Annotated in this window: 18 protein-coding genes; 3 read left to right on the top strand and 15 right to left on the bottom strand. The window is 39.0% G+C overall.

Annotated elements, in window-relative coordinates:
- Positions 1-160: 160 nt before the first annotated feature.
- The 10 genes from MUW56_RS08350 to MUW56_RS08305 form a co-directional block, all read right to left on the bottom strand.
- Complete coding sequence (locus tag MUW56_RS08350; protein WP_292012756.1) at positions 161-730, bottom strand: hypothetical protein; 570 nt, start codon at positions 728-730, stop codon at positions 161-163.
- Between the two features lie 10 nt (positions 731-740).
- Positions 741-1,274, bottom strand: coding sequence for a hypothetical protein (locus MUW56_RS08345; RefSeq protein ID WP_292012755.1), 534 nt, complete (start codon positions 1,272-1,274; stop codon positions 741-743).
- Positions 1,271-4,024 (bottom strand): hypothetical protein, encoded by a 2,754-nt coding sequence (locus MUW56_RS08340; protein ID WP_292012754.1) that lies wholly within the window; start codon positions 4,022-4,024, stop codon positions 1,271-1,273. The genes MUW56_RS08345 and MUW56_RS08340 overlap by 4 nt, the downstream gene beginning before the upstream one ends.
- Positions 4,017-4,820, bottom strand: coding sequence for a DUF3324 domain-containing protein (locus MUW56_RS08335; protein WP_292012753.1), 804 nt, complete (start codon positions 4,818-4,820; stop codon positions 4,017-4,019). The genes MUW56_RS08340 and MUW56_RS08335 overlap by 8 nt, the downstream gene beginning before the upstream one ends.
- 97 nt (positions 4,821-4,917) lie before the next feature.
- Positions 4,918-5,496, bottom strand: a complete 579-nt coding sequence (locus tag MUW56_RS08330) for a hypothetical protein (protein ID WP_292012752.1) — start codon at positions 5,494-5,496, stop codon at positions 4,918-4,920.
- A 194-nt stretch (positions 5,497-5,690) separates the two neighbouring features.
- A complete protein-coding gene (locus tag MUW56_RS08325; RefSeq protein WP_292012751.1) occupies positions 5,691-8,036 on the bottom strand; it encodes a phosphocholine-specific phospholipase C in 2,346 nt (781 codons plus the stop codon).
- An 82-nt stretch (positions 8,037-8,118) separates the two neighbouring features.
- Positions 8,119-9,582 (bottom strand): SusD/RagB family nutrient-binding outer membrane lipoprotein, encoded by a 1,464-nt coding sequence (locus MUW56_RS08320; RefSeq protein WP_292012750.1) that lies wholly within the window; start codon positions 9,580-9,582, stop codon positions 8,119-8,121.
- A gap of 76 nt (positions 9,583-9,658) precedes the next feature.
- On the bottom strand, positions 9,659-12,799 hold the full coding sequence (locus tag MUW56_RS08315; RefSeq protein ID WP_292012749.1) for a SusC/RagA family TonB-linked outer membrane protein: 3,141 nt from the start codon (positions 12,797-12,799) through the stop codon (positions 9,659-9,661).
- A 193-nt stretch (positions 12,800-12,992) separates the two neighbouring features.
- Complete coding sequence (locus MUW56_RS08310; RefSeq protein ID WP_292012748.1) at positions 12,993-14,597, bottom strand: hypothetical protein; 1,605 nt, start codon at positions 14,595-14,597, stop codon at positions 12,993-12,995.
- Between the two features lie 109 nt (positions 14,598-14,706).
- Complete coding sequence (locus MUW56_RS08305; RefSeq protein WP_292012747.1) at positions 14,707-15,501, bottom strand: SDR family oxidoreductase; 795 nt, start codon at positions 15,499-15,501, stop codon at positions 14,707-14,709.
- A gap of 425 nt (positions 15,502-15,926) precedes the next feature.
- Here MUW56_RS08305 and MUW56_RS08300 point away from each other — a divergent pair, with 425 nt between their 5' ends.
- The 3 genes from MUW56_RS08300 (at position 15,927) to MUW56_RS08290 (ending at position 22,340) form a co-directional block, all read left to right on the top strand.
- Complete coding sequence (locus tag MUW56_RS08300; protein WP_292012746.1) at positions 15,927-18,815, top strand: TonB-dependent receptor; 2,889 nt, start codon at positions 15,927-15,929, stop codon at positions 18,813-18,815.
- 25 nt (positions 18,816-18,840) lie between these two features.
- The gene (locus MUW56_RS08295) at positions 18,841-20,349 is read left to right on the top strand and encodes a RagB/SusD family nutrient uptake outer membrane protein (RefSeq protein WP_292012745.1); all 1,509 of its coding nucleotides are present in this window, start codon (positions 18,841-18,843) and stop codon (positions 20,347-20,349) included.
- A 164-nt stretch (positions 20,350-20,513) separates the two neighbouring features.
- Positions 20,514-22,340 carry an alkaline phosphatase gene (locus MUW56_RS08290; protein WP_292012744.1) on the top strand — a complete coding sequence of 609 codons (1,827 nt, stop codon included), beginning with the start codon at positions 20,514-20,516 and terminating at the stop codon, positions 22,338-22,340.
- Between the two features lie 341 nt (positions 22,341-22,681).
- Here MUW56_RS08290 and MUW56_RS08285 read toward each other — a convergent pair whose 3' ends face one another.
- The 5 genes from MUW56_RS08285 to MUW56_RS08265 form a co-directional block, all read right to left on the bottom strand.
- A complete protein-coding gene (locus tag MUW56_RS08285) occupies positions 22,682-23,677 on the bottom strand; it encodes a phosphatidylinositol-specific phospholipase C (protein WP_292012743.1) in 996 nt (331 codons plus the stop codon).
- 114 nt (positions 23,678-23,791) lie between these two features.
- Positions 23,792-24,475 (bottom strand): hypothetical protein, encoded by a 684-nt coding sequence (locus tag MUW56_RS08280; protein ID WP_292012742.1) that lies wholly within the window; start codon positions 24,473-24,475, stop codon positions 23,792-23,794.
- Positions 24,476-24,492: 17 nt separating this feature from the next.
- A complete protein-coding gene (locus tag MUW56_RS08275) occupies positions 24,493-24,708 on the bottom strand; it encodes a hypothetical protein (protein ID WP_292012741.1) in 216 nt (71 codons plus the stop codon).
- Positions 24,709-24,745: 37 nt separating this feature from the next.
- Positions 24,746-24,982, bottom strand: a complete 237-nt coding sequence (locus MUW56_RS08270; protein ID WP_292012740.1) for a hypothetical protein — start codon at positions 24,980-24,982, stop codon at positions 24,746-24,748.
- Between the two features lie 79 nt (positions 24,983-25,061).
- Positions 25,062-26,282 (bottom strand): 3-phosphoshikimate 1-carboxyvinyltransferase, encoded by a 1,221-nt coding sequence (locus MUW56_RS08265; protein WP_292012739.1) that lies wholly within the window; start codon positions 26,280-26,282, stop codon positions 25,062-25,064.
- Between the last annotated feature and the right edge of the window lie 20 nt (positions 26,283-26,302).

Below are 26,302 nucleotides of genomic sequence, written 5' to 3'. Positions count from 1 at the left end.
TTATATTCCTGATACAGCACTCTGCTTAATTATAACTGTAGATTGATGAATGCCAAAACAGCTTATATTCTAAATTCAATGTCAGTCTGCGTAAACATCTGAAAGGTTAAGCCGGCCTTAATGCTGCACCATTTTCCCTACAGACTGCCTTAAAAAGATTTTAATTCGGACCTATTGTGAAAACTATTTGTGAGCTGTATGTTGTCGCAGGAATTGTTACAGAAACACCGCTTATCTGCAGTTGTACATTAATACCTGAGAAAGATACACTGTTGCCAAGCCCCAACACTCCGGTAAAGTTTATCGTAAAAAATGCTGTATCCGTTGCCGGTGGTATTTCTATATAATTGGTTCCGCCATTGATAGTCGCGCTACAAGCAATGCAAAGCCCGTTGATCGTAGTACTGCCGCCACTTCTTTTGGCGTAAAGATGTAGAGAATTATTCCAGGAAATGGCATTATAATGCATACTCACCCTGGCGGCCCCACTTGTAAGAAGACTTAGAAAAGATCCGGGTAAAGAACCGGATAGTGTTGTTATATTACTGGTACTTTGATAGGTTCCCGCATAGTTCGTTCCAGCTTCAGTAACAGAGGGTACGCTTACAGTCCAGCCGCTTCCACTGGCGTTTATTGTCTGTGCTTCCAAGTAACTGCTAATTGTTAAAGGAATAAGGTACAGATGTATTTTTAAGAATATTTCTCTGAGAAAGCGACTATTGATTTTCATTTTTCAACTTTTATTCTGTGATGGTATAAACAATGGTAATAGCCGTATTAGACTGAGCCGCTAAATTAGCATAATTACTGGGAACTAATGAAATTGTGAGGGCATGGCCGTTGTTTGTCCCATTTCCGGTATAAGCACCTCCAATACCGCTAATAACGGTAACCGGTGTAGTGGTAAGGATCACCTGTCCTGAAGACGTTCCCAATGTTCCTCCTCCTGCTCCGGAGGCCGCTGCCGCCTGTAATCTTATATTTATCCCCAATATGGTACTGGTTACAGCTGCTGTAATTCTTCTGGTAAGTCCTCCGGGAGCAACCGCAGAGGTATAATTGATCCATTTTGATGTATTGGGGGTAGGATTGCCAATAGCATTTCCTGCCTCGGTAGGGGCTGTAAAATTTAAAGTAACATTTCCTGTAGGTTCAATATCCATTAAAGTTACAACAGGTAAGGCCATGGTAACAGTACTGGTAGCAGTCTGGGAATACATTGAACCGGACAGAATAAAGGATACTATTAATAATATGGAACGGATCAAAATCATTTCTTCTTTTTTAATTCATTATATCCTACTTTTAAGGATTCGTGTTGATATTTGATTTCTATCTGCTGTTTGATAACATGGATGCTTAATTTTTTTGTTTCTGCAGGTTTTAAGGTAAACTGGAATGTATCGGTTGAAATTTTATAACGCTTATCAAGACCATTCCGGTAAACTTTGACGATCCAGTCACCCGGTCGGAGGTAGGTAAAATCAAAATCTTCTCCTATAAAACAGATTTTACGGTAGGTCTGATCCTTGCTGACAGCTTCTACAATGATACTTTCTTTTTTCTTTTTATCTTTTTTAGCAATCCATTCAGAAATACCTGTCTGATCATTGTTTTCTGTTTCCACAAACTGAATATGCCCTTGTATACTGGCCGCTGTAGTGAGCCCGAAATTAAAAACATTTTCTTTATTAAGGAGACTAAGTGCTGTAGGAAATGCCAGTGTTGGGATATCATTGATTTCTGTTGTTGACCGGTCTATTTCCAAAAAATAATGACCGGGCGTCACATTTTTAAATAAATAATTTCCCTCTTTATCCGTAATGGATAAGTAGCTTCCGAGCATTAATCTTACTCCCTCTGTCTTTTTTATTCCGAGGTTGCTGATATTCCCGGATAAAGTAATGTATTCGGCGGTCTTCTGTACCGGAATATTCGGGCGCCAGGTATACCGCATTGAAAATATAAAATCTTTATTTCCTATTTCTCCTCTCTGTAATGCATATCTTCCGGAAAGATCAAGGTCATTTCCCGGAAATAACTGATGATGGAACAGAAGTTCAAATAAATTTCTGTCTTTGAAGTATTCTTCAGGCATATAATTGTTCTGATAAAAAAGACTTAGATTGGTTTCATCAGAAAACCGGCTCAAGATCCTGGCTCCGTAATAGACAATTTTCTGATTTTGCAGCTGATATCTTGAAGTGATTGCATAGCTTCCGAATAAATTAAAATATGTTTTGAATTTTTGAAATGAAAGATTGGCGGAATAAAAGCTGGAATTCCCGCTAAATCCTGTCAGATAATTGTCCGTCTTACCAAACTGCCCTTCAAGATTGACCTGAAATATTCCGATCTGCTGATCAATACTGACTTTGAAAAAGCGTTCATAGTAATCAAACTGCTTGGGCTCCAAACGATCCTGATACTTTTGATAGCCGTTATTAAGGATGACAGAGCCATTGGGCAGGTATTTATACTGTACCCCATACTGGAAGTATTGTCTGTAAGGGGCCGCCAAAAACAGGGTATCCCGCTGGAAATTTCTGACATCCTGCGTATAATTGGTGAAAACGCTGAGCTTTTTAGAAATCCTGTAGTAAATATTGCCGTTAAAGGTATTCGTATTGGTAAAATATCCTGCAAAATCAGGGCTTGCCTTACTATACATTAAACTTCCGTTGAGCTTTTCAAAAACAGCTTCAGCCTGCAGCATATAAGCTGTTCCTCCTGTTTTTTTTGTGGTACTGTACGCAAATTCCCCGGAAAGATTAATGTTTCTTGAAATTTTGAATTTTCCTTTGGTATAGGGGAGATGAGCATCAGCATCTAATTTTACATTACTGTAATTGATTTCCCCTTTTCTTGGAGTTTTATAAAGATACCCGACAGTAATTTCTGACTCTTTCCGGATTTTGAAGGCTGAATACACATTAAATTCATCTTTAATATCCCTGAAAAACCTGGGGTGATTATAGAAGCCGCCCAAGCTTACTTTATTAAAATCATACCGGATTTCTGCTCCCCGGCCATATCTTGCAAACTCCGTTAAATAGGAGGAAGAATACGTTTTATCACCAAGATGAACAAAAAAGTTATCCCGTTTATAATTCACAAAATATTCTTCATATTGGGTGAATGTGTTGAACTCTACAGGATTGTGTGTGACAGCACGAAATTCTATCTGGTTTTTATTGTCTTTGTCCAATGATCCTTTACCGTAAATCTCGCCCTGGAAACCATCATGGTAAACCCCCATGTTTTGCATCCCGATGAAAGATAACGACAGTGCTACAGGAAGTCTGTGATAAATATCGCCTTGTGTGGGCTTTACTGATATAACCTGAGTACTTACATAAACACTTTGATTCTCTTTGGGATTATCCTTCGGATATACTGAAAGATTCAGATTTTGAAACTCATTTTGCCGGAGTTCGGGATCAGTTAGTTTTTGTATGGTAATAATTTTGGACTCATTGGGAGCTAAAACCAGTGATGCATCGTGGTCAACAACAGCATTTTTACTTTCCAGAACAACATTTTCCGTTACGTTTCCATTGTTTTTTAAAAGAAAAGATGCGCGGAAGGTTTCTCCTGCCCTTGTAAACTCTGGAGAGTCCAATACGGTAAGAGCAAGCTTTCTGTTTCCGGAGACCGTTATTTTTGAAGTCTTGGCAAAGAATATACCGCTGCGGCGGTCTGTAATATTCAGCGTGACAGAATAGGCTCCCTGAGAAGTTTCTCCTGCGATACGTAAAGGGACAAGATATACTGAAGTTTCATGGGGAGCCATCTGAAATTCCCCTTGTGCTACAATGGGAGTGATAAGCGGGCTTGAAACAGTAGTTAAAATATCATATGTTTTACTCTCCCCCGAATTGTTTTCTAATGCAAAAGAAATAGAAGTAGACGTTCCCGGCATTAAACTATCTTTTTTGCTCGCCAAGGAGTTGGGTTGCTGTTGGGAAAAAATAATTGTCGGGAATAATACGATAATACTATATAAGGTCCAAATTTTAATCATTCTTTACTTCTAGTTCCACATTGAGGGCAAAAGCATTCTCTTCCTCGTCTGTGGCCATTATCATAGCGCTATATTTATCCGGTGGTACTTTACTGATGTCGATGTAGAATGTTTTAGAAGTGGAAGGCAGCAGTCCCATCGTTAAACTGGAATAAGTTCCTACTTTTTCTCCTGTTTTACGGTTATAAATCTCAATAGAGGCTGTGGGTTTACAGTAAAGATTTCCTTTATTGGCTATTGCAATTTTTGCGGTTTGCTTTCCTTCTTCTTTTTCCACTTTTACACTTTCAAACTTAAGCTCCGGTTTGGCCTTTTCTGCTTCATAATCTGTAATGATCTGAATGGCATATCGTATCACAGAAGTGATGTTCACCCCGGGCTTATTGTCAGTGGGCTTTAGATCTTCCACTGGTTCTACAATGACCACACTCCAGTAGCTGCCGGGATCCGCAGGCTGATTGGGAACTGTGATTTCATACAATACCTCTGTTTTTTCTTTACCCTTCAAGGTGATTAAATTCGTATTGAGCTTAATCCAGTCACCGTTGGTTCTTTTATTGGTATGTATTGCCGTATAATTGGTCGTTCCGTCGGCATTGTATGAAAAGTCCTGTAAAAATAATTTGACACTTTGAGGATTGTTTCCCGTGTTTTCAATGCCAATTTTCCCTTTATAAACTTTTCCGTTTTCTATTTTATAAGAATGCGTAAGCCCGTTGAGAATCACAATGCCGGCATGTAAAAAGCTGAACTGCAAAATCAGGGTGATCAAAAGAAGAATACGCTTTATCATCATGTGAGGAGGGATTAATCATTAATAATACAAAACCTGGAAGAAACTGAAAGCAATTTCTTCTTGTTTTTGAAATACAGAATTGAATTTTACTTAAATTCTAGTTGTCTGATATGGTGTAAGTAACAGTCGCTACCGTACTTGCTGTCGCCTGTAAATCGGCATATGCAGCTACACCTCCGGGACCGCTTCCTGCAGCAAGGGCATAAGTAAGATTATGGCCGTTATTGGCACCGTTGCCTGTATAGGCACTTCCGATTCCAGAAATAATGGTCTGGTCGGCAGCACTTAATGTTAAAAGTCCTGCAGATGTTCCTAATGTACCCCCTCCGGATCCGGTAGCAGCTGCCGCCGTTACGTGAATATCTACTCCCGGAATGACTGCATTCAGTTTTACCGTTACATTACGGGTAGGATCTGCAACAGATTTGATGGAAGAATAATTAAGCCAAAGAGAGGTATCGGCAGCACTTGGAACGACAGGATTTCCGGCTTCTGTAGGAGCGGTAAATCCTAGAGTAAGATTTTTGGCAGCCGCCGGTTCTATATCTACCAAAGCCACTTCAGGAACAGAAATCGTGATCGTATGATTATCCGTATTGGTGTCCTGTGCGCTCAGATTCCCGGATACGGCTACCGTGAATAATGACAATGCAATGGTTAAGTTTAATTTTTTCATGATGTTAAATAATTAGTTAAGTGAATTTAACAAAATTCAACATAGTATGAAAAAAATATACATGTTTTTTTATATTATTAAATAAAATATTCCAATATATTAATATGAGTACGGATTAATAAAGGGATTGCAGCAGATGTTAAAAAAATCCCATACAGCAATTGTACAGGATTTTTTTATAAATAGTAATACTTTTAAGCCCAATGAGGGTCTGAAATTGAAATTTTTCCGGTTTCTATTCTGCCTGCAAAATGCCAGATATGACCTTCATGGGTTATTTTTAAATCATACCAGCCTTTATTTTTGCTGAGATCAACCCCTATTTTGTCTTCGGATTTTTGTATCGGCAGCGTCTTTTTTGTTTTTTCATAAAGATCTTCCAAGACAATAGCCATATTTTTCTTTTGGGTATTGTTAAAAATCAGTTCGACCTGATTTCTGGAAGGATTATTGACTAACCTCACTCCAAGTTCCGGAGCTGTATCTCCTTTAAATTTTCTGAAAAATCCGTTCGGTCCAAAAATTTCATAATCATAGATCCCGGAGGCTAACGGGTGTGATAATTCCTGTTTTGAGTAGAGAGCATAGGAAAAATGATAATGATGGGTATTGAATTGATTTCTGTCATAAAGCAGCAACGGAACACCATTATCTTTCAGATTAGTCATTCTGATGGCATTCCCCTCCAAATTGACATGGAAGTGATAAGGAAGCGGATTGGAAGGTTTCGTTCCTCTTTCCTGAATATCAAGAAGATGATTATTGAGCTCATTCTCAGAATACCATTTCAGATCGGGAACCGGTTTGTTTTTTGCGGCGTTAATGGTTTTTGCAACATCTTTCTGATTTAGATAATCCATATGGGGAGCCTTGATATTCGGGGAATTGAATGCGGATGTAAGATCTCCGCAGACGGCTCTTCTCCAATCACTGATATGATCTACATGTACCTCCTTATTCAGTTTTTTATTGATGAAATTTTCCAGGAACTGTAAAACAGAAGTATGATCTGACACTTCTGAATTCACAAAACCGCCTTTGGTCCACGGAGAAGCAATGATCATGGGAACTCTGTATCCTAAGCCGACGGTTCCTTCAATTCTCTCATGGTCTTTCAACGGGAGAACAGACATATATTCCTGAGATTTGTCTACATATTCAACTCCCTCTTTCCCATTCATATCCACGGGCTGGCTTGGGTTCAGAGGAGGAGCAAAAGGAAGAACATGATCAAAATATCCGTCATTTTCATCGTAATTGATGATGAAAATTGTTTTTTTCCACATTTCCGGGTCCTTGGTCAGAATATTTAAAACTTCGGAAATATACCAGGCCCCATACCATGGAGATCCCGGATGATCAGAAAAATGTTCAGGAGCAACCAGCCAGGAAACCAACGGAAGCTTTTTTTCTTCCACATCTTTTCTGAACTGGGACAGTACATCACTTTTCGGGACAACCAATCTTTCTCCGTTTTCATCTTCCCCAATTTCCAGCTTCCAGAAATCAGGATCATTGGAATTGGTGGTAAATGCTTTTTCATGGAGGTTTTTCTCTTTTTGGGAAAGTTTTGAATAATGATCAGGGTGATATTGTACCTGATCCTCCTGCAGCTCAGTAATGATCGCTTCCAGCCTTGTTTTCTGATGAGGGTTTTTCTCAATTTCCTTTTTAAGATGATTGATTATATTGGGAATATTCTGATAATATCCTGGAGAGAATTTAACATTAAACTTTGTAAACCATTCAATGGGATTATCGGTAAAATTACTTAGCCATGCTTCCTGCTCGCCGGACATTCCTTTCGGTAAACTGATTTCATTCTGATAGATCCGCCACGAAACATTCTGCTCTTCTAAAATTTCGGGAAAGCTTTTCCATTTTGCCTGTCTGGCTTTATCATAGTCAATGTGATCATTGTACACATTGGCTTTTACCCTGCCGTTTTGCTGTTCTCTGAGCGTTCCGGACCATAGGAAAAGACGGTTGGGAGTAGTCCCTGTCAGTGAAGAACAGAAATATTGATCAAATATCGTAAAAGCATCTGCAAGCTGATAGTAAAACGGGAGATCTTCACGGTTATAATAGCCTAAAGTAAGTGGAATATCTTTATAATCTTTATTTCCTGAAGCTTTGGCCTGAAGCCATTGATCATATTTCCCTTTGTTTAAAGCTCTTTGCTGATCAGACCAGGAGTGGGGAAGTGAGCTCATCCAGGTTGATTTTGTATTTCTAAGATCCAGTCTGGCTGGAGAGGCATATTTTCCGTTATGATTTTTTTGAAAGAAAACAGAATGACCATCCTGTTTCACAAAAGCTCTTTGGTCCAGAAAACCCCTTACTCCTTTAAGAGCACCAAAAGCGTGATCAAAGGAACGGTTTTCCTGCATCAAAATTACAACATGCTCGGCATCATAAAAAGTGGACTGTGCAGCTGGTTCAATAGCTAATGCCTTTAAAATAGAGGGATGAAGAACACTTGAAGTTCCCAGTCCTGCTAATAAAAGACTTGATTTTTCTAAAAATTCTCTTCTGTTCATATTCAATCGTAATAAGAAAGAAACCGCAAGTTAATAGGATTTTCCTGCGATTTCTTTATCGGATATAAAAATAATTAAATTCTTACTGGAGCCACCATGGCTTAGCATTAATATTGTCGTTTCCTCCGTATTGGGCATCAAGAGCCGATTTTAAATTAGCACTGTTGTAGTTGTACTCAGACTGTGGATATCTGAATCTGAATGGAGCGGGAACACCTGCTTTTAAAGGATAGTTGGGATACCCGGTTCTCAAATAATCATAATAAGAGGTCCATTGTGCCTGGTGGAACATCGTCATATACTTTTGAGTCATGATTTTTTCCAGCTGATCCTGAAGGGAGGCCGCATCATTGTAAACAACCAGGGGAGTTGCTAAATACTGATTAATATTAAATCCTGCGAAGTACTGATTAGGGCTTTTTACATAGGTCTGGTAGAAACTGAAGCTTGCTTTAATGGCGTTGTCATAATGTGTTTTAGCTGATCCGGAGATCCACCCTCTTGCCGTTGCCTCAGCCAGAATGAATTCCTGTTCCGGATAACTCAATACTGAAGACGGCTCATTGGTTGCATCCTTATAGAAACGGTCATTAACCTTAGAAATATTTTTCGCTTTGATAAGGTCTGCATTATCAGAATAAGGAGAGGTAGGGTTTCCTCCATTGTATCCTGTGAAATCAGTGATCGGTTTTCCGGCTTCCTTGGCACCGGTGGTCTGTGATGCAAAGGTAAACAAACGAGGATCCTGCCTGTCTTTAAACATATTGATAAAATAATCGGCCATGTATAAACTTGAGCCGTAGCCGCTGTTATTGAACATCGTATATCTGCTGTCTGCCGCATCTGCAAATTTAAGCTCTCCATTATCAGCTATTGAAGTCATCAGAGGCTCATTTCCGGCAATAGAAGCAAATTCTGTTTTTATATTGTAATTTCCAACCGTACTTTTCTTGGTTAGGGTAATAAGAATTTTTAAACGGAAAGAATTGATCAGCTTTTTCCACTTTGAAGCATCTCCATTGTAGATAATATCCCCTTCTATTTTATCATTGGAATTGATAAGACTGCTGGCCTCTTTCAGTTCGGATAAGATACCGGACATTACCGCTTCCTGGCTGTCATATTTAGGCTGGGTAATTCCAAACTCTCCTTTTACCGCTTCAGAATATGGAATACTTCCTACTTTTAAGCTTAAATTAAAGAAATAATAGGCTCTGTAAAACTTGCCGATCGCGATATAGTTTTTATTATTGATTTTCTCAGCTTCCTGCATCATTTTTACCGTATTCAAAAGCCCTTTGGTATATACTTCAAAAGAGGCATTATTCCACTTCATATACTGGTAGATATTTTCACCATCCGTACCGATCATCATCCGGGAAGCATACATATTGTCTCCATTGACCTGGAAAGCTTCTTTTGAAACATAGGTCAGAAGAACTTTGGGATCAACGCTTGCCTTATCATTTGGATTTTCATTGATGGTATCAAGATTGGATTCGCAGGATACCAATGCGAGCAGTCCGGCGGCAGCTATCCATTTCATATTGAACCTTTTCGCAGTTGTACCTTTTCGCAATTGAGCTATTATATTATTTTTCATTGTATTGTCGTACTTGTAATTAAAACTTAAGATTAAATCCGATCCCAAACCATCTGCTTGACGGATCCTGAATATCATTATCCGTTTTCCTTTGGAAATCAGGATCAGAATAAAGGTTTTTAGATTTTTTCCACATCGCGAGGTTATAGGCGGAAATGTTGGCTGTAAAACTTTTGATCATTCCTTTAGGATTCAGTAAAGAAGAAAAATCATATTCCAATACTACAGACCTCAGCTTAATGAAGGTCCTGTCGAAAACATTGGCAAACAATTCACTTTCATCCTCAGTCACCCTTGCCTGATACGGGTAGTTCTGTGCCCAGTCCTGAAAGCTTATGGCTTTGGTATGGGGAGTATAAAGTCCTGTTGTGGGATTATAATTCACCCCGTCCGGTACGAAATAGTAAGTTCCCGGGTTGGCATATTCAAGATCCCTGTAGGCTACAGAGTTGGGATGTTTTCCTCCCCACCACATTTTTTCCACGACCTGGGATCTCATGATTCCGCCGATACTTCCATCGATCCCGATATTTAAAGAGATCTTTTTGTATTTGAAGTTGTTGTTGAAGCCGAAAGTCCAGTCCGGGTTGAAATGTCCTAAGTTGCTGGGAGCATTTGCTCTGGTCGGCATTCCGGATTTCGCATCCAGAATTACTTTTCCATCCGGAGATTTTTGCCATGTATAATCATAATAACTGTCCATCCTTTCGCCCAGTTTGATATTTTTATAGTTCGGCATATGATCGTAAATGGAAGTCAGCTTTTGTTCATAGGTACTCCAGTTGATCAACGATTTCCAGGTGAAGTCGGCCGTTTTTACGGGAACCAGTCCCAGTGAAATTTCCAATCCTTTTGTGGTATACTCATTACCATTTACATACTGGGAGCTGAAGCCTGATGATTCAGCGCTTGGAAACTCCAGGATATTATTGTAATCCAGCGTCCTGAAATAAGTAACATCCAGAGTAAGCCTATTCTTGAATAATCCTGCACTCAGCCCCAATTCATAGGACTTGGTCTGCTCTGGTTTCAATGTATTTTCAACATTAAGAATGGTTGGGTAGTAGTAAGTAGGATTTCCGTTAAAAGTGATTCCCTTGTTATTGAGATAGTAATTTCTGATAGAATAAGGCTGGAAGTCATAGGCCACTTTTGCCCATGATGCGGAAAGCTTTAGTAGATTGATCGCTTCCGGCATTTTAACAAGATTGGAAATAACAGCACTTACGGATGCTGACGGGTAAAAATAAGATCTGTTGGCTTTAGGTAAGGTAGAAGACCAGTCATTACGTCCTGAAATATTGATGAAAAAAGCATTGTACAATCCGATATCAATCGTTGAATAAGCACTGTAGATCAGTTTTTCTTTACGATAAGAATAATACTTTATGGCTCCGATGGAATTGTCCAGCGTATAAACTTCCGGAACTTTAAGCCCGTCAGTAGAGGCATTGTTGATATTGTTTTTATAATAGAATGCAGAACCTCCGGCATTGATGGTAAAATCAAAATTCTCAGAAATCTTTTTCTTATAAGTAGCTAATACGTCATAGTTGAGGTTCCATGTTTTGGTATCGTTCAGAATATATCCACCGCTTCTCGGAGCACTGTAGTTGAAATAAGAATACGGGCTTAATATCTCCTGTTTATTGTGATCTTCAACAATGGAAATTTTACCTTTTACCGAAAAATCTTTTGTCGCTTTATATTCTAAGCCGGTTTGAGCATTGATGATATTGGTTCTGTTCTGGTTTTTATAATACTCAGCTCCAAACCATGGATTGTTGTACCATGCATAGTTCCAGTTGGCCTGTGCCGTGCCTTCTTTCCCCGGAATCCACATATGGTTTTTGAGTGCTTTTCCGTCTACATCGCCTCCCATCCAGATGAGGATGGTATACATATGCCCGCTTGGGTTGTAATCATAGTTCGGGATATTAGGCGTAAAGGTTTGGTTAAAATTGAATTTGGTATCCAAGATCAATTTTTCCCCTATATGATTCTCCGAAGAAAAATTAACCCCATAGCGCTGCAGGTAAGAGTTGGGAACCCTGTCATCATAATTCATGAAATTTCCCGAAAGCCTGTATATGTCTTGATTGTTTTTATAGCTTATGGCAAAATTATTATTGTTGATCACAGCCGGTTTTAAAAATGTGCTTAAATTATCATGGTACTTCCAGTCTATCGGAACCCTTTCGTATCTTGATTTATCATTGTAGAGAGTTCCTGCCACGGCGCCGTACCATGGAACGATCTGTCCGGTTGTTTTATCTCTGATGGGGCTGTTCCACTGGGCAATCTGTAATCCAGGGGTAAATTTTGGGCCCCAGATCATGTCTCCGTCATTCACGCCACCATCTGCACCATCCCAAAATTCGTATTTCCCGTGTGAACCGTTCCCGTATTCCGTTTGGGTTTTCGGAAGATTGGTAAATCCGCCGGTAATCATCGTATTTTGTGAAAATTCTACGGAAAAGCCTTTCTTTTTAGCACTTTTAGTGGTGATCAGAATGGCTCCGTACCTTCCTCTGGAGCCATACAGTGCAGAAGCGGTAGCCCCTTTCAGTACATTGATATTTTCAATATTATTGGGATCCAGATTTTGGAAAACTTCCTTTTCAACAATCACCCCGTCAATAACAAAGACCAGATTGGAGTTTCCTCTTAATGTAAACTCCGGGGCCTGCTGCATTCCGGTGGGATTGGAAACATTAAGGCCTGCCACCTGTCCGGAAAATAAATTTCCTATACTTGGAGTGGTTATGGTTTCAAACTGTTTAGTTCCTACTTCCTGAGTAGAATACCCTATTTTTTCTTTCTTTTTGGCAATCCCTAATGCGGTGATAACCACTCCTTCAATTTGCTTTTCATTCACTTTTTTTAAAGTGACGGTATATTGCTTTTTTGAAGAGACTTCTACAGTATATAAAGAAAAGTCAGGAGCATAAAATTCCAGAATATCTTTGGGATTGGCTGAGATGGTAAAATTACCGTTTTCATCTGTTGTTGCCGTCTTACCCGTATTTTTGTCAGTAATACTGACTCCGGAAACATGGGTTCCGTTTTCGGATTTTACAGTTCCGGAAATGTTAATTTCCTGAGCGGTAAAGGAAAGGGGAAGCAGAGAAATTGCAAAAGTAGCTAAAGTCTTCTTCATTTTTTTGAATACAAATTTACCCTGACATTATTACCAGTGTTTTAAGGATGTATTAAAAAAATATATTATTTTAATAATTATTAAGAGAAATAATTAACAAAATGATAAAATGAAAAAGAATTTCTGTAAATGAATTTTGGCTTTTTTATACCTATATTAAAATATGGTAACCCCTAAGAGAAGCTGCTGTTTTCTAGAATCTGCTCAGAATTCCCCAATGAATTTTGATGTCATTAAACTTAAACGGATTTCCAAACTCATTCCCATTGGAAAGCTGGAAGCTCATCAGACCGATAGGAATAAAGAAATTAAAACCGAGACCTACACTGTAAAGTTTAGGCTTGACTCCCAAAGATTTATTATTGAGCTGCCCATACTGTCCGAAGAGGTCAAAAAAGGCCTGGCTGCCGATCAGGTACCGGTATTCTAAACCTCCATAGTAAAAATAATCTGCCGCAAGAGAGTTTTCATTGAATCCTCTCATAGAATTCCAGCCTCCAAAACGGAATAATTCATTGGTGGAGAATTCCATCTTAGAATCCATCATCCGGCCTTCCCCTTTTATATTAAGAAAGTGATTTCCCGAAATATGATAATTGTGCTCCCCGTAAAAGTAAAACTGATTCTGGGCAGCATTGATATTATCTTTGGTGTAGGTGGTCGTTAGGAAGTCATATCCGGCACTGATCTTTGTCTTGTAAAGGAAAAGATCAATGTCGGTAGGTTCAGTCATTTCATACCAGATTCCTATCCCTCTTTTGTTATAGTCCTTTCCCTGAGTATACAGCGTATCAATGATACTGGAAGTTTCCAAGGTGGCCCTGATACCGATCTTATTACGGTTATTGATATGGTAATAAAAAGCCGGAAGGAATTTTACATTGGCAAATGTGGAGTCCTGTCTGTAGATATTCACCTTGGTGTTCAACCCGATATTGGATTTGAAAAGATAAGGAATATCTACCTGGAGATCAAAAGTCTGCCCTTTATCAGGGTTTCTCTGCCAGTATAAACTGATGGCTTCAAAACCGTTGAACATATTCCTGAAATTGACATTCATGGTTCCGTTCAGGGTAAATTTATTGGTTTTATCATTTCCAAAACCGATCACCCCGTCAAAAGTATTGGTCTTCTTCTTTTCAAGGAAGAGAAAAATATTGGTAGAATCTTTGGTAAATAAGGTTTGGGGCTGCCGTTCCAGGGTTACAAAGGGATGGCTTTGAAAACTTTTGTTGATGGCCACAAGATTTTTGTCATCATAGTTCTTTCCTTTGAATTCCTTTTCAAGATTTTTAATGAACCTTTTAGGAACTCTTTCATAGCCTTTTACCACGAATCCGTCAATGGTTCTTTTATCATTTTTATTGATATCCAGTGCTATGATCGGGAATCCGTTTTTTTGCCCTTTATACCTGGATTTGATCCTGCTGAAAGAATAGCCGTCATCAATATATCTTTTGTTGATGCTTTTTTTTGTCGAATCTAAATTTTTGGTAAAAAAATCTTTCTGAACTTTTAACTTCTGAACGATAGAATCCGAAAGGTCAACATAAGTTTCATTGTAATTTTTTCCTTTGTCATAAAAAATTTCTGTGCTGTCCCCTTTTACTTTTACCTCTTTCAGCTGTGTGAAAAAGTAATTGTTTTGAGCCAGTGAATCCAGAAACTTTACGGCGGATGCAGAGTCTTTTACCTTCTTTTTAATCTTTGTTTCCGTATCAGTAAGCCAATAATGCCTCTTCTGCGCTTGGGTAAAAACGCAGAACAGGACAAAAAATATTTTTAAAAGTAACTTCAATTTGTCATTCTGAATGTAGTGAACCGGAACGAAGAATATCTATAAAAATACAAAAGATTCTTCACCGCATTTCATTCTGCTCAGAATGACAATGCGCCCTATCAATCAACTAATTTTTATCGAGTTTATTATATTTCTTCATCAAATTCTCATACGTTCCCTGCGGAAGGATCCACTTCAGCGGAACACCGATCTTCTGTCCGAATTTACCAAAATAATAATGTGCCTTCCATTTATTTTTCCCTAAAAGCTTTTCAATGTACTCCGCTACTTCAGCCGGTTCAGCGCCGTCATCCACGTGAGAATTCATCAGCGTGTAAACTTTGTTGAAAATCTTTTTGTACGGTTCTGAAACCTGAGCCATCACTCTGTTTTCTGCAATATTGGTTTTAATATCACCCAAATGAAGTGAGCATACCTCAATATTCCATGGGTAAACTTCATACCTCATCGCCTCAGTCACTTTATCCAGAGCTGATTTTGATGCAGAATAAAAGCCGCGGAAAGGAAGTCCCATTTCACTTCCGATACTGGAAATATTAATGATTTTCCCAAATTTATATTCACGCATTTTCGGGAGAACAGCGCTCATCATCTGAACAGCACCTGCCAGATTCAGGCTGAAGAGTTGTAAGATGTCCTCTTTGGTAGAATCTTCCACAGCGCCTACCATTCCCATTCCGGCGTTATTGATCAGGACATCAATTCTGGTTTCTGTTTGTAAAACTTCTGCGATGGCATTCAGAACAGCAGTGTTATCAGTAATGTCCGTCGGAATAGATCTGAAATACCTGCTTTCTGTATGTTTTCGGCTTAAACCATATACTTTGTGTCCTTTTTTTCCAAAATATTCGGCTAGTGTAAAACCAATTCCTGAAGATGTTCCTGTAATGATAATGGTCATTGAATCTGTATGATTTTATTATTTTTATTTTCTTTAAACATATGATGAAACTGGCTTTTATGATTAAAAAATCTTAAAAATCCTTATGTCCATCGATTGATGTAAAGCAAACTCTATTTTCAGCAAATGTAAAAAAAGAAAAGTGAACTCTGTTATTTATTATTTCCGAAAATAAGTCACGATCAGCATCTGATATATTGTCTTCTATTGATTAAACTTAAAACAAAATTAATCTCAAAAGGCCCGGTGATATCAGCGGAATGAGTACTTTATTAGTTTATTTGATTGTAAAACAGCGTGTTGTGTTTTTGATAGGGAGAAGGAGTATTGATTTTAGCTAAAATTTCTTAATAAAAACATAAGAAAACGTTAATGATGCCCGGGTTAGAGCTGCTCTAGTTTTGTACCCAACTAAAAAGGATGTCATGAATGTATTTAAAATCCCTGTTTCAGTAACTTATTTAACGGGGAGGGTATTACTTATCGGTGCAATATCGGTTTCTCCGATGTTCCTATCACAAAAAAAAGACAATTTAAAAGAAAAGACCCTGGACGAGGTTGTCGTTGTTGGGTACGGGACACAGAAGAAAAGTAAAGTATCAGGCGCTGTTTCTGAGGCTTCACTAGACAAGCTTACTTCCAGATCTCTGTCCGGAGTGGGAGAAGTACTTCAGGGAAAAGCTCCCGGAGTAACGGTAGTGAACGAAGGGGGAGACCCTAACGGTTCGCCCAAGGTAAATATTCGTGGTTTAGGGGGGATCAACGGTGAGACTCCTCTCTACGTTGTAGACGGAGTAGTTTTTAACGGCACTCCGGCCATTAATCCCAATGATATTCAGGATATTTCTGTTCTTAAAGATGCTTCTGCAGCCATTTATGGGGCAAGATCTTCGGGTGGGGTTATCCTTATTACCACTAAAAAAGGGAAAAAGGGGATTCTTACGGTAGACTTTGATGTTAAATACGGGATCAATCAGGCTTGGAGGCTGAAAGAGTCTTTAAATGCGGCTGAATTCCAGGATGTCATGTATCAGGCGTATGCCAATGCAGGGAAGCTTGGAAGTTTACCGATTGCTTTCAATCCTGAGAAGTATCCTGATGGAAGAATAACAAGAACAGACTGGATGAAAGAGATTTTCCGTACGGGAACCCTCCAGGAATATAATCTTAATGTAAGCGGAGGTGGTGAGAAATCCCGATTTTTTGTTGGGATGAATCATAGAGCACTGGAAGGAATTTTATTGAACACCCAGGCCAAGCGATATAATTTCAGGGTAAATTCTGAGCATAAGGTGAAAGACTGGCTGACGATTGGAGAGAATATGTATTATAATTATTCTGATGGAAATACCGCTGATACCAAAAACGGATATACGGGAGCTCTGGTGGCTGCCATGTACTACCCGCCCAATGTTCCGGTGTATACACCATCGGGAGCATTTTCAGGATTACCTATCGATGTGGCCGGAGGATATGGAGATATGATCAATCCTGTGGCCTATCTTAAAAGGATCAATATCAGAAATCCTACTCATGAAATTTTGATCAATCCTTATGCCGAAATTACGCTAGCAAAAGATTTAAAATTCCGCTCCAACTTCTCACAGACCTTTAGACTGGGAAATGTCAAGAATTTTACATCCAGAGTGCTGGAAGTCGGGAAGATTTTTGATACCAATAATTTAGAATACCAGTCGAACAACTCATCCACAGCCCTTGCGGAGCAACTCCTTACGTATAAAATAGCTGCGGGGAAACATAACTTTGATTTCCTGGGAGGTTTTACTTTCCAGAAAACAATTGATGAAGGATTCCTGGCAAAATCTTTTGATTTCAGAAGTGAGGCTGAGGTTTTTCAGCATCTTCAGAATGCAGCAGACACCAATAAAGAAGTCTCCAGCTACCGATTCAAACAGGCATTGGTTTCTTATCTGGCAAGAGTCAACTACGATTATGCAGGAAAGTATATTGTGAGTGTGCTGGGAAGACGTGACGGTTCATCATTGGTTGCCAGGCAGAATCGTTTTGCCAATTACTATGCTGTTTCAGGAGCATGGGTGGTGTCTAAGGAAAACTTTATGAATGATATTTCCTGGCTTTCCAGCCTGAAGCTTAGAGGAAGCTACGGGATCTTAGGAAACCTTGGGGGGATCTCTCCTCAGGCAGTAAACCCGCTGATGACAAGGGATAATAATATTATTTTCGGGCAGGATCCTTCTCAAAATATTGCCTATTATGCGACCACACGTCCTAATCCGGATCTGAAGTGGGGAAAATCTGAGCAGACCAACTTTGGAGTGGATGCCTCTTTTCTGCACAACAGCCTTTCTTTACAGTTTGATTATTTTGTGAAAAATTCCAAAGATCAGATCTTTAATGTCAGCCTGCCAAGTACGGCTACCTATAATAATCAATATGTAAATGCAGGATTATTCCAGGATAAAGGATATGAGTTAGGGATCAATTATAACAGCAAAAGATCCGGAGATTTTACGTATTCAGTAGGGGTTACATTTAGTCAACTAAAAAATACGGTGAAGCAGCTTGCTGACGTCGATGAGATTTTTATCAATGATAACGGAGTGAGAGGGGTATTAAAACCTACCCGTGTAAAAATTGGGGATCCGCTTTATTCTTTCTATGGATATAAAACCGGAGGTATTTTCCAGTCACAGGAAGAAATTAACAATTACAGAGATGCGAACGGTAATCTCATTCAGCCCAATGCCAAACCTGGAGATCTTAAATTCCTTAAAAAAGAAGGAAATACCGGAACCCTTAATAATAATGATTTTGTAAATCTTGGAAGTCCTTATCCTAAGTTCTCCTATGGATTTTCTTATAATATGACGTGGAAAAACTTTGACCTCAACGTATTCTTCCAGGGAGTATATGGAAACAAGATTTTCAACGGATTGAAATTTATTTCATTAAACCCGGGCGGAACGGGGCAGAACTATAATATGGACAGGGATATTCTGAATGCCTGGACTCCCCAGAATACCAATACCGATATTCCAAGACTTGTACATGGCGACCCAAGCGGAAACTATTCCAAAGTATCAGACTTCTATGTGGAAGACGGATCTTACATAAGACTGAAAAACCTTACCATCGGATATTCACTGCCAAGAGAGCTTTACCAAAAGCTGGATGTGAATAAGGTAAGAATTTATGTGACGACCAATAATCTCTTTACGATGACGAAATATACAGGCTTTGATCCTGAAGTGGGAATGAATTCGTACGGGGTAGATACCGGTAGATATCCGCAGGCGCGTTCATTTATTTTCGGAGTGGAAATCGGGTTATAATTTTAAACAACAAAAAAGTAAAAAAATGAAATTTTTCAACAAAATTTTTTTAGTATCAGGAATATCGGCGGTACTTTTATCATGCACAGGCGAGCTGGATGTGCAGCCGGAAGGAACTCCTACGGAAGCCAGTTTCTGGAAAACGGAAAACGACCTGATAACAGGAGCTAATGCGATGTATAAGCCATTATCAGACAGCGAATTTTATGGAAGAGGTTTTTTCTGGTTTATCAATGCAAGTGATGATATGGTAACGGGAAGGGCTAAAAGTGAAGCGGATAATGCCAAGAACTTCAGCAGCAATTATATTGCAGCAGGAGATCTGGAAACCCAATGGAATAAAAGATATAATGTAATCGGAGTGGCCAATCGGGTGATCCGCAATGTAGACAATATCCAGGCTTCGGCGGCAACCAAAAACAAGTATCTTGGCGAAGCTTTGTTTATGAGCAGCCGGATGTATTTTGAACTTTCTTATAACTATGGGAATGAAAAAGCAGGGATTCCTATTATAGACCGTACGAAAGAGCCGGATCCCAACCCGATTCCAAGAGCGGCTCATGTAATGGTCAACTATAGTTATATCGTAAACGACCTGAAAAGAGCAGCAGAGCTATTACCTGCTCAGGCGGAACTTCCGGCAAAAGATTACGGAAGACCCCATAAAGCAGCAGCATGGGCACTTCTTGCGAAAGTATATCTGTTTATGAAAGACTGGCAGAACGCGGCTTATTGGGCCAATGAAGTCATGACTAAAGGAAACAGGAACCTTCTGAATAATTATGCAGATGTTTTCAAAGCAGAAAATAATTACAGTACGGAATATATATGGTCTATACCCAGTACGCCTAAATTTAATTCAGTGGGAAGTATCCTTCCGGGGGTAATGCTTGAAAACAAAGGATGGGGAGAGTACAACGGATGGGGATATTTCCAGCCAACGAAGGAACTTTATGACGAGTATGAAACAGGAGATCTCAGAAGGAGTACGACGATCCTGAAATTAGGAGATAAGTTTACTTTTAATGGTAAAGACAGAACGTATGCCTCTACCAATTCCCTGACAGGATATCAGTTCAATAAATACATGGATGCCTTCAAATATCAGCTGAACAGCGGGCACGTAAGCGCCAATGGAGATTACCCATGTACGGACCTTGCCGTTCCGATTATGCGTTATGCTGAGGTTATCTTAATCAAAGCAGAAGCATTACTGATGATGGGGCAGAACGCGGATCAGGAAATCAATATGATCAGAAATCGTGCGGGCTTACCTTCAAAAAACGGATGTACAATGGCTGATCTTAAGCATGAAAGGCGTTGTGAACTGGCGGGCGAGTGGGCAGACAGGCACCGGGACCTTGTACGTTGGGGAGATGCTAAAGATACTTATGCAAAACCATTGCACGGCATTACCGGCCAGGTGGTGTGGGCTGCAAGAAATTTCAATCCTGCAGTGCATAATGTATGGGCAGTTCCACAAGCGGAAATTGTCAATAGTCATGGTATTATCAAGCAAAATGAAGGCTGGTAAAATGCTAATCTAATATATATTATCTACTATATCATTGCAGGGCTCCTGTGATGATATAGTTTTTTTCACAGAGATTATGAAACGCCTATGGCAAATTTTTGACACACAGGGATATGAATATAACGCGTTCCATTCGACCTATAAAAAACAATAAAAATATACGAATGAAACTATCAAAGATGTTGGCCTTACTGGCCTTAGCTGTTTTTTCTGAGAATCAGGCACAGAATTATTTAAACTATAATGTTGGGAATGCCCATTCTCATAATGACTACATGCAGGAGATCCCTTTCTGGCAGGCATATTATGCCAGTTTCGGTTCTGTTGAAGCGGATGTTTTTTTGGTGAAAGATAAGCTCTGGGTGTCCCATACAGAAAAAGAACTGTCTGCTGACCGTACGTTAGAAAACCTATATCTGGATCCTATTGCAAAACAAATTAAGCTGAATAAGGGCAGTATTTATCCGGATCCCAATAAAAAGCTGCAGCTGCTTATCGATATCAAGCAGGATTATAAAACAACCCTCGCTGTATTGGTCACTACATTGAAAAAATATCCGGAGATTACTGGAAATTCGGGAATTAAACTGGTGATTACAGGAGGTCGGCCACAGCCGAATGATTTTAAAAACTATCCCAGTTATCTTTATTTCGATGGGGATCCTGACAAAAACTATACTGCAGACCAGCTGAAAAGAATCGGGATGTTCAGTGCGGATCTTCCGGGACTTGTACAATGGAACGGAAAAGGTATTCCGAGAGATGAAGAAACGGATAAAATTAAAAACGCTGTGGAAAAAGCCCATGCCCAGCAAAAGCCCATGCGCTTTTACGGAGCTCCTGACTTCCCTAATGCCTGGGTAAACCTTATGGATATGGGAGTGGATTATATCAATACCGATCATATCCCGGAACTGAAAAAATTGATGAATAGCATCCCGAAAAATTTCTATAAAAATACAAAAGAGTACCGCACGTATACTCCCACTTATAAAACGGATGGAGTCCCCCAAAAAGTAAAAAATGTAATCCTTCTGATTCCGGATGGTACTTCTTTGCCTCAATATTATGCGGCATTTACAGCCAACAAAGGAAAACTGAATGTCTTCAATATGAAAGCTACCGGGCTGTCCAAGACGAATTCTTCCAATGCATATATTACCGATTCAGCGCCAGGGTCTACAGCCTTTGCTACAGGAGTGAAAACTAAAAATACATTTGTTGGGGTAGACCCAATGGGAAAAGCTTTAGCGCAAATTCCTGATATCATCGCAGATAAAGGCCTGGTCTCAGGGCTTATTTCCACAGGAGATGTTACCGATGCAACACCGGCAGACTTCTATGCCCATTCTGATAACAGAAACAGTTCAGAGCTTATTCTGAAAGATTTTGCAGCATCAAAAACAAAAATCCTGATCGGGGGACCTACAAACGGATTATCCCAGGAAAATATGCAGAAGCTGAAAGAGGCAAAAATTGATGTATACCATGATCTAAAATCAGTGAACACAATAAGCAACCGCACGCTGATCATTGATCCTTCTGCTTCTCAAAGAATAACGAACGGAAGAGGAAACTGGCTGGCTGATGCATTTGATCTTACCTTAAATAATGTAAAGAACAATAAAAAAGGTTTTTTTATGATGATAGAAGCTTCACAGACTGACGGTGGCGGACATAGCAATAATCTGGAGCAACTGGTGACTGAATTATTGGACTTTGACCATGTAGTCGGAAAAGCAATGAAGTTTGCAGATGAAAATAAGGAAACATTAGTCATCGTTGTAGGAGATCATGAAACCGGAGGTTTAACGCTCCTGGACGGTAGCCTTAAAGACGGCTGGGTATTTGGAAACTTCAGTACCAATGACCATACTTCAATTCCATCAAGTGTATTTGCTTATGGCCCGAATTCCAAAGCGTTTACAGGATTATTTGAAAACACGGAAATCTTTAATAAGATATTAGCCGCTTATGGTATTCAAAAGTAATTCATTACTATAATATTCTTCATCAATTATAAATTAAGAGGCGGTCTCAAAGGTCAAAAAATGAGACCTTTGTCATTCTGAATCTGTCGAAGGATCTCTGAAATCAAATTCTTAAGATTCTTCACGGAATTCTATTTCGTTCAGAATGACACTTTTGAGACCGCCTCTTTTTCATAGCTTTATCTCCCGCTGTTTTTACAGATCATATAAAGCCTCCGCAAGAATCTTCCTAATCCGTTCAACCTGTGAGATATTAAAATCATCATATTGATTCAGGAAAGAATAAAGCCATATCAATTGATACGGCTTTGTAAAGGAGATCTTTTTGTATGCTGTTTGTCTTAAAAATTGGTTTTTACGATCAGTTCAGATAATTCAGCATTAACAAAATCAACAGGCATCACCCCATAAGCTCCCTGTGTGTTCGTTTGAAAGAACGTTTTCAGCTTAGGGTTGATGCTATTGGAAACTGTAGGGATGCTAGGGATCCCAAATATCCCCGGCTTATAGCCACTCGTGAAGTTGACGAAAAGTTTATTGCTGCTGTCATTCTTTGCTTCATTAAGAAGTGAGAAAATTCCTGACCATTTATCATCATTGTTAGTCACCTTATAATAGTCCTGAACCTTCATTGGAGCTCCGTTATTATTGATTTCAAACGTAGTGTTATCAGCCCATGAAGTGGCATTGATCCCTTTAGCGGTTTCTGCAGAGAATCTTCTTAATAACTTTATTTTTCCTCTGATGTTTCCTAAACTGGGGATATTGGTCCCAAGATCCCATCTGGATGGATTTTTCTGAACATAAGAGTCAAAGGTTTTCTCGAAAGTCCTGGTGGTGTTTGAAGCATCATATTCTTCTTTCACAGACATAATGATTGTTTCTGATGGATGACTTTCAAGAAATGCATAGCAGGCATTAAGAACGTCATCAAAGTTCAGATTCTGATAAATCGGGCCATGATGAATCGCAAATGAATTATCAATATGTCTGCAACGGATATCCAGAAAACGGACGCCGGCATTAAGCTGCTCGCTGATGCTGAGGTTTTGGGTTTTTGCAGTACCGCTGTTGGAGGGAATTTCTCTTGTGGCTCCGGAATCATGGGTTCCCGGAATAGAGATTCTTGAGATGGAGATGTTATCCTGAAGACCGGACATCCAGCTGTTCATATCCACCGGAACTGCAGCTGTTCTGTTGCTGGCTTTTCCGACAGAATGGATCTCTTTGTCAGTTAAATCTCTTTCGGCCATGCTTTCTGAGCATGAAAAAAATAAACTTGCAGCAGCAATGCCAAGAGTAATTGTTGTTAAACGTCTCATGTTGTTCTTGAACATAGGTATATCGTATTTTATTTAACATAAAAATAAGAATATGTCAAGATATGAGGAGTTAATTTAACTTTAAGAGATAATTAAGTTGTATTAAATAAAGGAAAGAGAGCATTTCTTCTAAAAAATGAAATCTTCATTGGAACAGGGAATTCTGAATGTATGCGCTCCAATTTTAAAATCATTCATCTTTATAAGTGGCTTAAATGTATGGATAAATTCTTTGTGAGAACGCTCCGGAATCTTTGCGTCTTCATCGCAGGATGAATATTCCTTATCAATAATGACTTTCCCTGTTGAGAAATTGATCTCATTTAAAAAACTGAAATCACAGGTATCTTCAAAATGATCGTGAGAACCCATTAAATAAAAATTTCCGTTTTGAAATCTGAAGGTATGTTTGTAAAGTTGGGTATGTCTTGAATTGGTATTAAAGACCTGGGTAATTGTCAGTGCATTATTTTTTATGGAAATTTCCGGCGGACTGCTGTCTTCAGAGTAAAAACCTGTGCCGCTTGAAAAAAGTAAGGAGGTGTTTTCTTTCCAGATTTTAAGCTGGCCGGTATCATTTTTTAGAATGTAAAGGACTCTGTTATAATCATTGTCTTTCGAAAAACTTTTGTTTTCAGAGGCTTTTTTATCTGTATCCAATATAATAACGACCTCATCTTTCCCATCTTTATCCAGGTCTCCTTTAGATTCGGCGATCTTAGTATATCCTTCCGGAATAGTAAAATGTTTCAGGTTTTGGGCATAAGAAAGTGTAATTAACAATGAGGTAACAAAAGAAAAAAGACTTTTCATGCAGCTATTATTGAATTTTATAGTCCGGTATCTTCTTTCTCTATCAATCCCGATTCTTCCCAATGACACACACAGCCTTGTGTCGTTTTGTATATCCCGTTAATATTCGTTTCCTTACCCTTACTGTCAGTTACCGTAATTCCTGTAGCATATGATTCATCTTCTGCATAGTAAGTTCTGAATAGCTGATATTGATAGCCATGATGGGTAAAGGTTAAATAATGCAGCTCCATCCCTGCATTTTGTTTTCCTCCTCCTCTTGAATAAGAATTATACCTGAATTTTTTCCAACTGTCTTTTGTTTTTTTTGGAAGGAAATACCATTTCTATATGATCTTTAGTTCCAAAACGATATTGAATATATTCATTCTTTTTGTCTTTTACCAATGTCATCTTCTTTCCCGTTTTTGTTTCGAAGGAGTACAGGATTTCTTCATTAGGAAGCAAATACTGCGCCCAAACTGATAATGGGAGCGTGAATGCTAATAAGATTAGATATTTTTTCATTGGATGGCCTATTTTTATTCAATGCAGTAATTTGAAAAGAGGTCGGCCATTCTCAAATTACCACATCGCGATTTTCAGATTACCTCGTCATGATGCCGGCAAGATCTTCCCAGAACATCGGATAAGATTTTTCCACCACATCTTCATCCTCAATATTAAGTTCCTTCATCAGGCAGAACGGAGCAAAACTCATGGCCATTCTGTGATCCTGGTAGGTTTTAATGGAAATATTGTCTTCCGGTTCTCCGAAACTGACGGATTGAATCGTTAAATCCGTGATCTCCGTTTCAGTACCCAGTTTTTTCAGTTCATTATATAAAGCCAGAAGCCTGTCGGTTTCTTTTACTCTTAACGTTCCCAGTCCTGAAATATCGAAAGGGATTTTTAATGCTGCAGCCGTTACACAAAGGGTTTGCGCAATATCCGGGCAGTTGTTCATATCCAGCACAATTTTTTCCGGAAAAGAAAAATCAGGTTGAGGTTCCAACGTGATTTTATGCTCATCTTCAGAGTAAATGGTTTTAATTCCAAAGAACTCTTCATAGATCTTTGCAATTGCAGAATCCCCTTGCGTTGATTCCTTATAAAAGCTTTTCAAATGGATTGTTTCTCTTCCCAATGCACAGATCGAGTAGAAGTAAGAAGCCGAGCTCCAGTCACTTTCCACTTCATAGCTTACTGGAGAAGACTCCTCCGTATGGAAAGGCTCTACTTTGATGGTGTTTCCTTCAAAACTGCTTTTTATTCCCAACTTCGTTAAGATATCCAGGGTCATTTCAATATAAGATCTTGAAGTCACTTTACCTACAAGATTTATCTCCAGTCCATGTTCCAGTTTTCCTGCAACAAGAAGAAGGGAAGTAATAAACTGGCTTGAAATATCAGCAGGAACATTAACCTGGGTATGAGTAATTTTCCTGCCTGTGATCTTTAAAGGAGGGTAACCTTCGTTTTCCAGGTATTCAATGTCTACGCCTAAATCCTGAAGTGCACTGACCAGATTTTTGATCGGCCTTTCCTTCATTCTTTTAGATCCGGTAAGAACCGTGGTTTTTCCTTCCAGGATAGAATAATAGGAAGTAAGGAAACGCATAGCCGTTCCTGCATGGTGAATGTCAACAATATCAGAATTCTCAGAGAGTGCCTTTTTCAGTAACTGGGTATCCTGGGAATTGGAAAGGTTTCCAATCTTACTATTTTTAAATAAACTTTCTAAAATCAATAAACGATTCGAAATACTTTTCGAACCGCTGATCTGAACCGTTTTATTTCCTGATAGTTTTGATTTTTCTAGCTTCATTATTTCTTCAGATTTAAGAC

Origin of the sequence: Chryseobacterium sp. (genome assembly GCF_022869225.1) — a bacterium.
Taxonomy (GTDB): Bacteria; Bacteroidota; Bacteroidia; order Flavobacteriales; family Weeksellaceae; genus Chryseobacterium.
Note: the sequence above shows the minus strand (reverse complement) of the source record. Positions and strands in the feature narration are given on the sequence as shown.

Excerpts from the sequence above, each read along its gene's own strand:
- MUW56_RS08275 (WP_292012741.1), bottom strand. The coding sequence starts at position 24,708 with ATGGAGCTGCATTATTTAACCTTTACCCATCATGGCTATCAATATCAG.
- MUW56_RS08290 (WP_292012744.1), top strand. The coding sequence starts at position 20,514 with ATGAAACTATCAAAGATGTTGGCCTTACTGGCCTTAGCTGTTTTTTCT.
- MUW56_RS08320 (WP_292012750.1), bottom strand. The coding sequence starts at position 9,582 with ATGAAATGGATAGCTGCCGCCGGACTGCTCGCATTGGTATCCTGCGAA.
- MUW56_RS08285 (WP_292012743.1), bottom strand. The coding sequence starts at position 23,677 with ATGTTCAAGAACAACATGAGACGTTTAACAACAATTACTCTTGGCATT.
- MUW56_RS08350 (WP_292012756.1), bottom strand. The coding sequence starts at position 730 with ATGAAAATCAATAGTCGCTTTCTCAGAGAAATATTCTTAAAAATACAT.
- MUW56_RS08270 (WP_292012740.1), bottom strand. The coding sequence starts at position 24,982 with ATGAAAAAATATCTAATCTTATTAGCATTCACGCTCCCATTATCAGTT.
- MUW56_RS08340 (WP_292012754.1), bottom strand. The coding sequence starts at position 4,024 with ATGATTAAAATTTGGACCTTATATAGTATTATCGTATTATTCCCGACA.
- MUW56_RS08345 (WP_292012755.1), bottom strand. The coding sequence starts at position 1,274 with ATGATTTTGATCCGTTCCATATTATTAATAGTATCCTTTATTCTGTCC.
- MUW56_RS08315 (WP_292012749.1), bottom strand. The coding sequence starts at position 12,799 with ATGAAGAAGACTTTAGCTACTTTTGCAATTTCTCTGCTTCCCCTTTCC.
- MUW56_RS08280 (WP_292012742.1), bottom strand. The coding sequence starts at position 24,475 with ATGAAAAGTCTTTTTTCTTTTGTTACCTCATTGTTAATTACACTTTCT.
- MUW56_RS08330 (WP_292012752.1), bottom strand. The coding sequence starts at position 5,496 with ATGAAAAAATTAAACTTAACCATTGCATTGTCATTATTCACGGTAGCC.
- MUW56_RS08325 (WP_292012751.1), bottom strand. The coding sequence starts at position 8,036 with ATGAACAGAAGAGAATTTTTAGAAAAATCAAGTCTTTTATTAGCAGGA.
- MUW56_RS08295 (WP_292012745.1), top strand. The coding sequence starts at position 18,841 with ATGAAATTTTTCAACAAAATTTTTTTAGTATCAGGAATATCGGCGGTA.
- MUW56_RS08335 (WP_292012753.1), bottom strand. The coding sequence starts at position 4,820 with ATGATGATAAAGCGTATTCTTCTTTTGATCACCCTGATTTTGCAGTTC.
- MUW56_RS08265 (WP_292012739.1), bottom strand. The coding sequence starts at position 26,282 with ATGAAGCTAGAAAAATCAAAACTATCAGGAAATAAAACGGTTCAGATC.
- MUW56_RS08305 (WP_292012747.1), bottom strand. The coding sequence starts at position 15,501 with ATGACCATTATCATTACAGGAACATCTTCAGGAATTGGTTTTACACTA.
- MUW56_RS08300 (WP_292012746.1), top strand. The coding sequence starts at position 15,927 with ATGAATGTATTTAAAATCCCTGTTTCAGTAACTTATTTAACGGGGAGG.